This window comes from Aquariibacter albus (assembly GCF_014145335.1).
In the GTDB taxonomy this organism is placed as follows: Bacteria; Pseudomonadota; Gammaproteobacteria; order Burkholderiales; family Burkholderiaceae_C; genus Aquariibacter; species Aquariibacter albus.
Window position 1 is genome coordinate 190,366 of sequence record NZ_JACIVI010000002.1, and the last position, 12,239, is coordinate 202,604.

Below are 12,239 nucleotides of genomic sequence, written 5' to 3' on the forward strand. Positions count from 1 at the left end.
CGCGGAGCCCGAAGGCCCCGCGTTCACGCCCCCGCGGGGGCGTGGCCAGGGATGGGATCGCTCAGGTGACCAGGTGCTGCGGCGTGCCGGCGGCCCAGAGCTCGACGTTGTCGATCAGCTGGTCGGCCAGGAACTGCATCGCGCCGTCCGAGGCCCAGGCCACGTGCGGCGTCAGGATGAAATTCGGGCGGCGGACGTCCAGCAGCGGATGGCCGTTGCGCGGGGGCTCCACCGTCAGCACGTCGAAGCCCGCCCCGGCGATCAGGCCTTCGTCCAGCGCGGTGATCAGCGCCGCTTCGTCGACCAGACCACCACGTGCGGTGTTGATCAATAGCGCGTTGCGCTTCATCTTGCGGAACTCCGCGAGGCCGATCAGGTTGCGCGTGCTGGGCGTCAGCGGGCAGTGCAGGCTGATGACGTCCGAGCGGGCCAGCACCTCGTCGAGCGGGGTGAACTCGACCCCCGGCATCTTGGGCGGCTCGTGGTCGGCGAACAGCACCTCCATGCCGAAGCCGCGCGCGATCTTGGCCGTGCCCTGGCCCAGGGCGCCTTCGCCGATGATGCCCAGCGTCGCGCCGTGCAGGTCGCCGATGTCGTGGGTGAAGAAGCAGAACTGGTCCGACTTCTGCCACACGCCCGCCTCCACATCCTGGCGGTAGGCCAGGATGTTCCGCCGCAGGGCCAGGATCAGCGCGAAGGCATGCTCCGGCACCGTGTGCACCGCGTAGTTGCGGATGTTGGCCACGGCGATGCCGCGGGCGCGGCAGGCCGGCACGTCGATCACGTCGTAGCCGGTGGCGGCCACGGCGATCATCTTGAGGTCGGGCAGCTGGGCCAGCACCTCCTCGCGCAGTGGCACCTTGTTGGTGATGGCCACGGTGGCGCCCTTGAGGCGTTCGACGACCTGCTCCGGCGCGGTCTTGGCGTGTTCGACGTAGCGACCGCCGAAGGATGGCGTGCGGACCTTGGCCTTCAGCGAGGCGCGGTCCAGGAAGACGACGTGGTGGGCGCTCATGCTGCGTTCCTCCCGGCGATCCACTGGGCCATGTGCGCCGGCACCTGGTCCGGATCGCGCAGGAAGTTGCTGGCCGCGGCGACGCCGCTGCCGGGCTCGACCTTGATGCCCACATCCAGCATGGCGGCCTCGGCCCCCGCGATGGCACCCAGCAGCATGCACTCGTTCATGTCGCCGATGTGGCCGATGCGGAAGACCTTGCCCGCCACCTTCGACAGGCCGGCACCCAGCGCCAGGTTGTAGCGTCGGAAGGCCCGGGCGATCACGTCGGCGCCGTTGAAGCCCTCGGGCACGACGACCGCGCTGACCGTGTTCGAGTACCACTTCGGCGCCTTCGCGCAGACGTCGAGCTTCCAGCCCTGCTGCACCGCGGCGCGGGTGGCGCCGCCCAGGTAGGCATGGCGGGCGAACACGTTCTCCAGGCCCTCCTCCTTCAGCGTGGCGATCGCCTCGCGCAGGCCGTAGAGCAGCGGCAGCGAGGGGGTGTAGGGGAAGTAGCCGGTCTTGTTGGCGTTGACCATGTCGAGGTAGTCGAAGTAGCAGCGCGGCGCCTTGGCCGTCTTGCGCGCTTCGAGCGCCTTCTCGCTCACGCAGGTGATGCCCAGGCCGGCGGGCAGCATCAGGCCCTTCTGCGAGCCGCTGACGCAGACGTCCACGCCCCACTCGTCCATGCGGAAGTCCACGCTGGCCAGCGCGCTGACCGAATCGACGAAGAGCAGGGCCGGGTGGCCGCAGGCGTCCAGGGCCTTGCGCACGCCGGCGATGTCGCTGTTCACGCCGGTGGCGGTCTCGTTCTGGGTGGCCAGCACGGCCTTGATCTTGTGGCCCTTGTCGGCGGCCAGGATCTCGGCATAGCGCTCCAGCGGCACGCCGGTGCCCCATTCGCAGTCCACGGCCTCGACGTTGAAGCCCAGGCGCTGGCACATGTCGATCCACAGGTGGCTGAACTGGCCGAAGCGCGAGGCCAGCACCGTGTCGCCGGGGTTCAGGCAGTTCGTCAGCGCGGCCTCCCAGCAGCCGGTGCCGCTGGACGGGAAGATGATCGGCGTGCCGGTGGTGGTTTTGAAAATGTCCTTCAAGCCCTGGATGCAGTCGAAGGTGAGCTGCGAGAAGACCGGGGAGCGATGGTCTTCCGACTGCACCGCCATCGAACGCAGCACGCGGTCGGGAATGTTGGTGGGACCCGGGACGAACAGGAAATTGCGGCCGGCCATGGTGTGTCTCCTCAGAGGCGGATCGGGATGAAGCCCCCAAGCCGGCGGCCGACAGGCTGCCGTGCGCTGGGGCGACGGGGCGTGAGGGACCGGATCAACGGCTGCCAGGCTGGCCGCGTCGGGCCAGAACAAGACACCGCGAGGCCTGGGGCGCGCGATCTGCGGCGCCCTGGCGCGGTCCAAACGTGCAGGCGGCTCGGAGGATCAGGGGATGAGCCTGAAGGGCCGGAGCGGGCCTGCGCGCAGGGGGTTCAGTGCCGTGCGGCGTGTGAAGCCGCACTGGGGATCGCGGGCTTGGTCAGCGTGCTGCGATCCGATGAATCCAGTCTAGGACGCAGCCCCTGCGGCGTGGGTTGGACTTTCTGACGCTCAGACAAAGATCGCCTTATCCGCAGCGCGACGCTCGCCTGCCGCGGCGGCCATCGTCCCGACGGCGGCTTCGGCAATCAGCTGCTGCAGCGCGGTTCCGACGGTCACGAAGGAGCCGCAGACGATCACGCGGTCCTCCGGCCCGGCGTCGGCGCGGGCAGCAGCCAGGGCGGCTGCAATGTCGGTGCAGGCGGTCACCGGCCCCTGGGCACCCCCGGCTTGCAGCGCGGCGCTGAGCTCCTCGATCGAGGCGCCGCGGCGCTCGGTGATCGGCGCGATGCACCAGCCCTGCACTTGCGCGGCGAGGGCCTGCACGACGCCTCGCATGTCCTTGTCCCGCAGCATGGCTAGCACGGCCAGCGTGCGGCCGGCAAGCGGCTGGCCGGCCAGGGTGGCGGCCAGGCGCTGCGCGGCATGCGGGTTGTGGGCCACGTCGAGGATGATGTCGGGTCGCGTGCCCAGGCGCTGGAAGCGCCCGGCCAGCTGCACGCGGCGCAGGCCGGCACGCAGGGCTTCGTCGGGCAGCGGCAGGCGATCGCGCAGGCGGTCCAGCGCCATCAGGGCGGTGGCCGCGTTGTCGAGCTGGATCTCGCCCTCCAGGGCCGGCAGCGGCAGCGGCTCGATCACGCGGCAGGCGTCCGGCAGCCCGGCATCCACCCGCCAGAAGCGCCAGCCCGGTGTGCCGTCGGCGCAGGGGCAGGCCGACCAGCCATAGCCCGCACCCTGCGACCACAGCGGTGCCCCCAGGGCCTGGGCCTGCTGCAGCAGGCCCAGAGGCGGATGCGGGTCGCCACAGAGGGCCGGCCGGCCGGGTCGGAAGATGCCGGCCTTCTCGAAACCGATGGCATCGCGGGTGTTGCCCAGGAACTCGATGTGATCGATGCCGATGCTCGTGACCACCGACACGTCGGCGTCGACGACATTGACCGCATCGAGCCGGCCTCCCAGGCCGACTTCCAGCACCAGCGCGTCGAGTGGCGTCTCGTCGAACACGCAGAGCGCGGCCAGGGTGCCGAACTCGAAGGGCGTCAGCGGCAGCGTGCCGCGGGCCGACTCGACCCGCGCGCAGGCTGCGGCGAGGCGTTCCTCGGCCACCGGCACGCCGTCGATGCGGACCCGTTCGGTCGGGTGCAGCAGATGCGGCGAGGTGTAGCAGCCGACCCGGTAGCCGCCCGACTGCAGCAGGGCCGAGAGCATGGCGCAGGTCGAACCCTTGCCGTTCGTGCCGCCGACCGTGATCACCGGCACCCGCGGCACCAGGCCCAGGGCCTGATGCACCGCGCGCACGCGGTCCAGGCCCATCTCGATGGGCTGGGGATTCAGGCGCTCGGCCCAGGCGAGCCAGGCGGCCAGATCGTCCGGCCGGGGCGGAGAACCCAGCGCCGCATCCATGCAATCCGGCTGGACCATGCCGTGCTCCCGGGGCCGCCGTGCCGGCCGGTCAGAACAGGCCGACGACCTTGCCGTCGACCAGGTCGATCTTCTCGGCCGAGGGTACCTTGGGCAGGCCGGGCATGGTCATCACGTCGCCGCAGACCATGACGATGAATTCGGCGCCCGCGGCCAGCCGCACCTCGCGGATGTTCAGGGTGTGGCCGGTCGGCGCACCCTTGGCATTGGCATCGGTGGAGAAGCTGTACTGCGTCTTGGCCACGCAGACCGGGTAGTGGCCGTAGCCGGCTTCCTGCAGCTCGGCGATCTGTTTCCTGACCTTGGCATCGGCGCTGACGCCGGCCGCGCCGTAGATCTTGGTCGCGATGGCGGTGACTTTCTCCATCAGCGGGGCGGCCTCCTCGTAGACGAACTTGAAGCCGCTCCGGCCTTCGTTCGCCTCGATGATGCGGACCACTTCGTGCGCCACGTCCTCGGCGCCCTTGCCGCCTTCGGCCCAGTGGCGGGCCACCACCACCGGCGCGCCCAGGGCGGCCATGCGCTCCTGCAGAAGCTTCAGCTCGGCCGGGGTGTCGGCGGTGAAGTTGTTGATCGAGACCACGCAGGGCAGGCCGTAGTGCTCGCGCACGTTCTGCACATGCTTCTCGATGTTGGCGATGCCCTTGGCCAGCGCGTCGAGGTTCTCGGTGTTGAGGTCTTCCTTCTTCACGCCGCCGTGGAACTTGAGCGCGCGGATGGTCGCGACGATCACCACCGCATCCGGACGCAGGCCCGACTTGCGGCACTTGATGTCGATGAACTTCTCGGCGCCCAGGTCGGCGCCGAAGCCGGCCTCCGTCACCACGTAGTCGGCCAGCTTCAGGCTGGCCTGGGTGGCGATGACGGAATTGCAGCCGTGGGCGATGTTGGCGAAGGGGCCGCCGTGCAGGATGGCGGGGTTGTTCTCCAGCGTCTGCACGAGGTTGGGCTGGATCGCGTCCTTGAGCAGCACGGTCATCGCGCCGTGGGCGTTCAGCTCGCGGGCCGTGACCGGCTTGCCGGCGCGGGTGTAGGCGCAGACGATGTTGCCCAGGCGCTGCTTCAGGTCGTCGAGCGAGGTGGCCAGGCAGAAGATGGCCATCACCTCGGAGGCCACGACGATGTCGAAGCCGTCCTGGCGCGGGTAGCCGTTGGCCGTGCCGCCCAGGGCGATGGTGATGTCGCGCAGGGCGCGGTCGTTCATGTCGAGCACGCGCTTCCAGGTCACGCGGCGCACATCGATGTCCAGTGCGTTGCCGTGGTGGATGTGGTTGTCGATGACCGCCGCCAGCAGGTTGTTGGCGAGCTGGATGGCGTTGAAGTCGCCGGTGAAGTGGAGGTTGATGTCCTCCATGGGCACGACCTGCGCGTAGCCGCCGCCCGCGGCGCCGCCCTTGACGCCGAAGACCGGGCCCAGCGAGGGCTCGCGCAGGCAGACCAGGGCCTTCTTGCCGATGCGGTTCAGCGCATCGCCCAGGCCGACGGTGGTGGTGGTCTTGCCCTCGCCGGCCGGCGTGGGGCTGATGGCGGTCACCAGGATCAGCTTGCCGTTGGGGCGGTCCTTCAGGCTGTCGAGGTACTTCAGCGAAATCTTGGCCTTGTAGTGGCCGTAGGGCTCCAGGTGCTCGTCGGCGATGCCGAGCTTCTCGCTCGCGACCTGGGTGATGCGCTGGAGCGTGGCCGCTTGGGCAATGTCGATGTCGGACGCCATGGTGTTGTCTCCTGGGGAATCGCAAGAAAGGGGTGGGGCAGGGCGGCCGTCCCGCCCGCGGGTGGCGGGCCTGGGGAGCGGCGGCCGGGGCGCGGCCGGCGGCGGGTCAGCCGATCAGGATCGCGCGGAAGTCGTTGACATTGGTCAGCGTGGGCCCGGTGAAGACCAGGTCGTCCACGCCGGCGAAGAAGCTGTAGCCGTCGTTGTTCGCCAGATGCGCCTTGGCGCTCAGGCCGCGGGCGGCGGCGCGGGCCAGGCTGTCGGGGCTCAGCACGGCGCCGGCGTTGTCCTCGGTGCCGTCGATGCCGTCGGTGTCGCAGGCAATGGCGTGCACGCCGGGCGCACCGTCCAGGGCCACGGCCAGGGCCAGCAGGAATTCGGCACAGCGCCCGCCGCGGCCTGCGCCGCGCACGGTGACGGTGGCCTCGCCGCCCGAGAGCAGCACGCAGGGTGCCGGCGCCGGCTGGCCGTGCTGCAGCACCTGGCGGGCGATGCCGGCATGCATCAGGGCCATGTCGCGGGCCTCGCCCTCCAGGGCGTTGCCCAGGATCAGCGGGGTGTAGCCGGCCGCACGGGCCACGTCGGCCGCAGCTTCCAGCGACATCTGCGGCGTGGCGACCATGTGCGTCTCGGCCCGGGCCAGGCGCGGGTCGCCGGGCTTGGGCGTCTCGTCGTGGCCGCGGCGGATGTAGTCCACCGCCACCTTGGGCTCGGTGATGCGGTACTTCTCCAGGATGGCCAGGGCGTCGGCGCAGGTGCTGGCATCGGGCACGGTGGGGCCGGAGGCGATGACCGAGGGGTCGTCACCGGGCACGTCGGAGATCGTCAGCGTCACCACCCGGGCCGGCGCGCACAGGGCGGCCAGGCGACCGCCCTTGAGCGCGCTCAGGTGCTTGCGCACGCAGTTCATCTCGGTGATGTTGGCGCCGCTCTTGAGCAGGGCCTTGTTCAGGGCCTGCTTGTCGGCCAGGCTCAGGCCCTCGGCCGGCGCGGCCAGCAGGGAGGAGCCGCCGCCCGAGATCAGGCAGAGCACCAGGTCGTCTTGCGTCAGGCCCTGCACCATGCGGGCGATGCGGATCGCCGCTTCGGCGCCGGCGGCGTCGGGCACGGGGTGGGCGGCCTCGACGATCTCGATCTGCTTCGTCGGCGCCCCGTGGCCGTAGCGGGTGACGACCAGGCCGCTGAGCGGTCCGCCGGTCCAGTGCGCCTCCACCGCGGCCGCCATCGCGCCGCTGGCCTTGCCGGCGCCGATGACGATCGTGCGGCCTCTGGGCGGCTCCGGCAGGTGGGGGCCCAGCACCCGCATCGGATCGGCCGCCGCGACGGCGGCATCGAACATCGAGCGGAGCAGGGCGCGGCGGTCGGCAGCAGTCATGGGCAGGGGCGTCGGGGTGGAAGGGCGGGGCCTGCAGCAGGCCGGACCCGAGTGAAAATTCTAGGAAGCCCCCCACGAGGCGGCCGATGCATTTTCTGATCCGAAACCAAAGAAGCGCTGACGGCCCGGGCGGGCTTCAGCCGTAGCGGTGGACCAGGGTGCCGAGGCCGTCGATCGTCACCTCGACCTCGCTGCCCGGCTTCATCGGCAGCACGCCCAGCGAGGTGCCGCAGAGGATCACGTCGCCGGGCTCCAGCGGCAGGTCCTGGGAGATCCGCGCCACCAGCTCGGCCGGCGGAAAGAACATGTCGGCCAGGGGGTAGGCCTGACGTTCGCGGCCCCCGACGCGGGTGCGCAGCATGGCGGTGGACAGGTCCAGCGAGGTCTCGATCACCGGCCCCAGCACGCCGAAGCCGTCGAAGCCCTTGGCGCGTGTCCATTGCGGGAAGGCCGGGTCGCGGTGCAGCAGCTCGATCGCCGTCACATCGTCGGCGCAGGTGTAGCCCAGGATGTGGTCCGGGGCCTGCGCCAGGCTCACCCGGTGGGCCCGCCGGCCGATGACCACGGCCAGCTCGCCCTCGAAGGCCACCCGGCCGATTTCCGGCGCCACCGCCGGCGTCACGCTGCCGTGGGGCGCCAGGCTGTTGGGGCTCTTGAGGAAGTAGAGCGGCTCGGTCGGCGGGGCCCAGCCGTTCTTCTCGGCCGCGGCGCGGAAGTTGTTCCACAGGGCCAGCACCTTGCCCACGCGGCAGGGCAGGCCCAGGCAGACCTCGTCCAGCCGGAGCGTGGTGCCGGTGGGCGTGGGCGTGTCGAAGAGCTCGCCGGTGTGGACGTGGATGGTCTCGCCGTCCAGGGTGCCGAAGCCCTCGATCCCGGCATGGGTGTAGCGCAGCCACTTCATCGCGCGGCGCTCAGAGGGGCTGCACCGCCACGCGGCCGCGCTGGCTGGTGACGGTGTCGCTCAGCAGGCGCGCCGCGCCGTAGATGGCGTCCAGCCGGGGCGTGGGCGTGCCGGTGATGCGGCCCAGCTCGACGACGCTGCCGACCAGGGCCTCCAGCTCCAGGGCGCGGCCGGCCTCGAGGTCCTGCAGCATGGAGGTCTTGTGCGCCCCCACCGCCTCGGCGCCGGCCAGGCGCTGCTCCAGCGTGATCTTGAACTTCACGCCCAGGGCTTCGGCCACGGCCTGGGCCTCGGCCATCATGGCGCGGGCCAGCTCGCGGCCGGCGGGGTGGCGGCAGATCTGCTCCAGGGTGGCATGGGTCAGCGCGCTGATCGGGTTGAAGGTGGCGTTGCCCCAGAGCTTGACCCAGATCTCGCCGCGGATGTCCTTGCTGACCGGACTCTTGAAGCCGGCGCCGATCATGGCCTTGGACAGGGTCTCGATGCGCTCGCTGCGCGAGCCGTCGGGCTCGCCCAGGGTGAAGCGGTTGCCCTCGATCACCTTCACATGGCCCGGGGCCAGCAGCTCGGCGGCCGGATAGACCACGCTGCCGATCACGCGCTCGGGCTCGATGTGGCGGGCGATCACGCCGCCCGGGTCCACGCTCTCCAGGCCGCGGCCCTCGTGCGCGCCGCCGAGCTTGTGGAAGTACCACCAGGGCACGCCGTTGATCATGCTGACGACCAGGGTGTCCGGTCCGAACAGGCTGCGCAGGCCCGGCAGCAGGTCGGCCACCTGATGGGCCTTGACCGTCAGCAGCACGGCATCCTGCGGGCCGGCCTCGGCCGGGTCCTGCACGGCCTTCACGTCCGGGGCATGGACGGTCTCGCCCTGCTCCAGCGTCAGGCGGAAGCCCTCGCGGCGGATGACCTCCAGGTTCTTGTTGCGGGCGATGAAGGTGACCTCTTCGCCCGCCCGCGAGAGCTGGGCGCCGAGGTAGCCCCCGATGGCGCCGGCCCCGACCACGGTGATCTTCATGTCTCAGGCTTCCTTGGGTTGCACGGCCCGGGCGGCCAGGCGCGATTTCACCGCACCGAACAGCGGCCAGACCAGCATCAGCAGCGCGAGGCTGAAGATGGAGCCGACCAGCGGATTGGCCCAGAAGATGGACAGCGAGCCCTGCGAGAGCAGCATGGCCTGGCGGAAGCTGGACTCGGCCATGTCGCCCAGCACCAGGGCCAGCACCAGCGGCGCCAGCGGGTACTTGAGCTTCTTGAACAGATAGCCCATCACGCCGAAGACCATCATCAGCGCGACATCGAACATCGAGCTGTGCACGGTGTAGGCGCCGATCGCGCAGATCACGATGATCACCGGCGCGATCACGGCAAACGGGATGCGCAGGATGGCCGCCCACCAGGGCACGGTCGACAGCACGACGATCAGGCCGACGATGTTGCCGAGGTACATCGAGGCGATCAGGCCCCAGACGAAATCCTTCTGCTCGATGAACAGCATCGGGCCGGGCTGCAGGCCCCAGATCAGCAGGCCGCCCAGCAGCACGGCCGCGGTGGGCGAGCCCGGGATGCCGAGGGTCAGCATCGGCAGCAGGGCCGCGGTGCCGGCGGCATGGGCCGCGGTCTCGGGGGCGACCACGCCTTCCAGCTCGCCCTTGCCGAAGTTCTGCGGGTTCTTCGAGATGCGGCGGGCCATGCCATAGCTCATGAAGCTGGCCGGGGTGGCGCCACCCGGGGTGATGCCCATCCAGCAGCCGATGGCGGTGGAGCGCAGGAAAGTCTTCCAGTGCTTGAACAGCAGGCCCCAGGTCTGGAACACGACCCGCGGGCTGATCTTCGCGCTCTTGCCCTTGAAGGCCAGGCCCTCCTCCATGGTCAGCAGGATCTCGCCGATGCCGAAGAGGCCGATCACCGCGATCAGGAAGTCGAAGCCGCGCATCAGGTCCGTCACGCCGAAGGTCATGCGCAGCGTACCTGTCACCGCATCCAGGCCGACCGCGGCCAGGGCGAAGCCCAGCATCATCGCGGCGATGGTCTTGGCCGGAGGCTCCTTGCTCATGCCGACGAAGCTGCAGAAGGTCAGCAGCTGCACGGCGAAGAACTCCGCCGGCCCGAACTTGAGCGCGAACTTGGCCAGCAGCGGGGCGAGGAAGGTGATCACCACCACCGCGAACAGCGCGCCGACGAAGCTGGAGGTGAAGGCCGCCGTCAGGGCCTGCGCCGCCTTGCCCTGCTGGGCCATGGGGAAGCCGTCGAAGGTGGTGGCCACGCTCCAGGGCTCGCCCGGGATGTTGAAGAGGATGGAGGTGATCGCCCCGCCGAACAGCGCACCCCAGTAGATGCAGCTCAGCATGATGATGGCCGAGGTCGGGTTCATGCTGAAGGTCAGCGGCAGCAGGATCGCCACGCCATTGGCGCCGCCCAGGCCGGGCAGCACGCCGATCAGCACGCCCAGCACGATGCCGATCAGCATGTAGAGCAGGTTGGGCCCGGTCAGCGCAACGCTGAAGCCGCCCATCAGGTTGCCGAGTTCTTCCATGATGTTCTCGTGTCGGGAAGGGGTCGGAGGCTCAGAAGCCGAGCAGCTGCTCGATCGGGCCCTTGTGCAGCGGCACCAGGAACCAGCGTTCGAAGACCAGGAAGAAGAACAGCGGCACGCCGACCGACACCGCCGTGGTCAGCGGCCAGCCGTAGCGGCCGTGGCGGCGCATGAAGTAGCCGATCAGGCCGATCGAGGCCACGTAGAGCCCGAGGACCCAGACGAAGCCGACGTAGATCACCATGGGCACGGCCATCTGCATCACGCTGCGAAGCTGGCCGTGCTCGGCGAAATCGCCGTTCTGCGTGGCCCAGCGCCGGATCTGGCGCAGCAGCACCGAGCCGCTCGACAGGAACAGCGCGACGCCGATGTAGAAGGGGAAATAGCCCGATTCGGGGCCGTCATCGGCCCAGCCGATGCCGACGCGCAGGCTGTCGCCGATCACGATCAGCGACAACAGCACGAGGAAGGCGGCCACGATCAGTTCGGGCCAGCGGGTGCCGACCACCCGGTCGGCTTGAGGGGACGCGTCGGACATGAGCATCTCTCCAGGAAAGGTCCTGCCAAGGGGCCTGGGGCCCCCCGGGCAGGGCATGATCGATCGAAGGGAGGAGCCGGCCCGGCCGCGCACCTGCAGCCGCCGGCCCCGCGGGCCTTACTTCGCGAGGAAGCCGGCCTCCTTCATCAGCACGCGGTGCATCTGCTCGTTCTTGCCGAGCCAGTCGAAGAAGGCCTCGCCGGTCAGCGCGGTCTGGTTGAAGGCGCCCTTCTCCATGAATTCCTTCCACTCGGCCGTCTCGCGGATCCGCTTGAACAGGTCCAGGTAGTAGGCGACTTCGTCGGGCTTCACGCCCGGCGGCATGAAGATGCCGCGCAGCATCACGTACTCGATCGGCACCCCGGCCGAGGAGCAGGTCGGGATGGCTTTCCAGCCCTCGTAGGGCAGGGCCTGCTTGTCCATCACGCACAGCGGCCGCAGCTTGCCGCCCTTCCAGTGGCTCTCGGCCTCGATCGGGTTGTTGACCGTCGAGTTCACGTGGCCGCCCACCAGCTGCACCGCCACGTCGCCGCCGCCCTTGAAGGGCACATAGGTGACCTTCTTGCCCGCGGCCTTCTCGAACATCACGGTGATGATCTGGTCTTCCTGCTTGGAGCCGGTGCCGGCCATCTTGAAGGCGTTGTTGTCGCCCTTCTTGACCGCCTCGAAGTACTCCTTGGCGGTCTTGTAGGGCGCCTCGGCATTGACCCACAGCACGAACTGGTCGAGCGCCAGCATCTGCACCGGCGTCAGGTCGCGCCAGTTGAAGGGCACGCCGGTGGCCAGCGGGGTGGTGAACAGGTTGGACAGGGTGATGATGATCTTGTGCGGATCGCCCTTGTCGCCCTTGACGGCCAGGAAGCCCTCGGCCCCTGCGCCGCCGGACTTGTTGACCACCACCAGCGGCTGCTTCATCAGGCTGTGCTTGGCCACCACGCCCTGGATGAAGCGGGCCATCTGGTCGGCGCCGCCACCGGTGCCGGCCGGCACGATGAATTCGACGGGCTTGGCCGGTTCCCAGGCCTGGGCCGCCGGGCTGGCCGCCAGACCCAGCAGGGCGCAGGCAGCCGCGATCGCGGAACGCAGCGGAAGTGCGTGCTTGAACATGGTCTTGTCTCCTCGGGGGATGGTGGATGGATGGGCGGTCTGTGCCGCCTTCTCGCGTACGCT

General features: G+C 69.8%; 10 protein-coding genes. All 10 read right to left on the reverse strand.

The window, feature by feature from the left end; translation table 11 throughout:
• Positions 1–61: 61 nt before the first annotated feature.
• The 10 genes from H4F90_RS08365 to H4F90_RS08410 all read right to left on the reverse strand — a co-directional run bounded on the left by H4F90_RS08365 (position 62) and on the right by H4F90_RS08410 (position 12,176).
• A complete protein-coding gene (locus H4F90_RS08365) occupies positions 62–1,015 on the reverse strand; it encodes a D-2-hydroxyacid dehydrogenase (protein WP_182663463.1) in 954 nt (317 codons plus the stop codon).
• Positions 1,012–2,229, reverse strand: a complete 1,218-nt coding sequence (locus tag H4F90_RS08370) for an aminotransferase class V-fold PLP-dependent enzyme (protein ID WP_182663464.1) — start codon at positions 2,227–2,229, stop codon at positions 1,012–1,014. Before H4F90_RS08370 ends, H4F90_RS08365 begins: the two co-directional genes overlap by 4 nt.
• A 369-nt stretch (positions 2,230–2,598) precedes the next feature.
• Complete coding sequence (gene folC, locus H4F90_RS08375; RefSeq protein WP_235972115.1) at positions 2,599–4,008, reverse strand: bifunctional tetrahydrofolate synthase/dihydrofolate synthase; 1,410 nt, start codon at positions 4,006–4,008, stop codon at positions 2,599–2,601.
• Positions 4,009–4,039: 31 nt separating this feature from the next.
• Complete coding sequence (locus H4F90_RS08380) at positions 4,040–5,719, reverse strand: formate--tetrahydrofolate ligase (protein ID WP_182663466.1); 1,680 nt, start codon at positions 5,717–5,719, stop codon at positions 4,040–4,042.
• Between the two features lie 106 nt (positions 5,720–5,825).
• Positions 5,826–7,094, reverse strand: a complete 1,269-nt coding sequence (locus H4F90_RS08385; RefSeq protein WP_182663468.1) for a glycerate kinase type-2 family protein — start codon at positions 7,092–7,094, stop codon at positions 5,826–5,828.
• 136 nt (positions 7,095–7,230) lie between these two features.
• Positions 7,231–7,995 carry a fumarylacetoacetate hydrolase family protein gene (locus H4F90_RS08390; RefSeq protein ID WP_182663470.1) on the reverse strand — a complete coding sequence of 255 codons (765 nt, stop codon included), beginning with the start codon at positions 7,993–7,995 and terminating at the stop codon, positions 7,231–7,233.
• A 10-nt stretch (positions 7,996–8,005) separates the two neighbouring features.
• Positions 8,006–9,013: a 2-dehydropantoate 2-reductase gene (locus tag H4F90_RS08395; protein ID WP_182663472.1), complete on the reverse strand. Its 1,008-nt coding sequence runs from the start codon at positions 9,011–9,013 to the stop codon at positions 8,006–8,008.
• A gap of 3 nt (positions 9,014–9,016) precedes the next feature.
• Positions 9,017–10,531 (reverse strand): tripartite tricarboxylate transporter permease, encoded by a 1,515-nt coding sequence (locus tag H4F90_RS08400; RefSeq protein ID WP_182663474.1) that lies wholly within the window; start codon positions 10,529–10,531, stop codon positions 9,017–9,019.
• A gap of 31 nt (positions 10,532–10,562) precedes the next feature.
• Positions 10,563–11,069: a tripartite tricarboxylate transporter TctB family protein gene (locus tag H4F90_RS08405; RefSeq protein WP_182663476.1), complete on the reverse strand. Its 507-nt coding sequence runs from the start codon at positions 11,067–11,069 to the stop codon at positions 10,563–10,565.
• A 117-nt stretch (positions 11,070–11,186) separates the two neighbouring features.
• Entirely contained in the window at positions 11,187–12,176 is a 990-nt protein-coding gene (locus tag H4F90_RS08410; protein ID WP_182663478.1) for a Bug family tripartite tricarboxylate transporter substrate binding protein, read from the reverse strand.
• Positions 12,177–12,239: the final 63 nt, after the last annotated feature.

Coding starts and splice junctions, on each gene's coding strand:
- H4F90_RS08365 (WP_182663463.1), bottom strand. CDS start 1,015: ATGAGCGCCCACCACGTCGTCTTCCTGGACCGCGCCTCGCTGAAGGCC.
- H4F90_RS08370 (WP_182663464.1), bottom strand. CDS start 2,229: ATGGCCGGCCGCAATTTCCTGTTCGTCCCGGGTCCCACCAACATTCCC.
- folC (WP_235972115.1), bottom strand. CDS start 4,008: ATGGTCCAGCCGGATTGCATGGATGCGGCGCTGGGTTCTCCGCCCCGG.
- H4F90_RS08380 (WP_182663466.1), bottom strand. CDS start 5,719: ATGGCGTCCGACATCGACATTGCCCAAGCGGCCACGCTCCAGCGCATC.
- H4F90_RS08385 (WP_182663468.1), bottom strand. CDS start 7,094: ATGACTGCTGCCGACCGCCGCGCCCTGCTCCGCTCGATGTTCGATGCC.
- H4F90_RS08390 (WP_182663470.1), bottom strand. CDS start 7,995: ATGAAGTGGCTGCGCTACACCCATGCCGGGATCGAGGGCTTCGGCACC.
- H4F90_RS08395 (WP_182663472.1), bottom strand. CDS start 9,013: ATGAAGATCACCGTGGTCGGGGCCGGCGCCATCGGGGGCTACCTCGGC.
- H4F90_RS08400 (WP_182663474.1), bottom strand. CDS start 10,531: ATGGAAGAACTCGGCAACCTGATGGGCGGCTTCAGCGTTGCGCTGACC.
- H4F90_RS08405 (WP_182663476.1), bottom strand. CDS start 11,069: ATGTCCGACGCGTCCCCTCAAGCCGACCGGGTGGTCGGCACCCGCTGG.
- H4F90_RS08410 (WP_182663478.1), bottom strand. CDS start 12,176: ATGTTCAAGCACGCACTTCCGCTGCGTTCCGCGATCGCGGCTGCCTGC.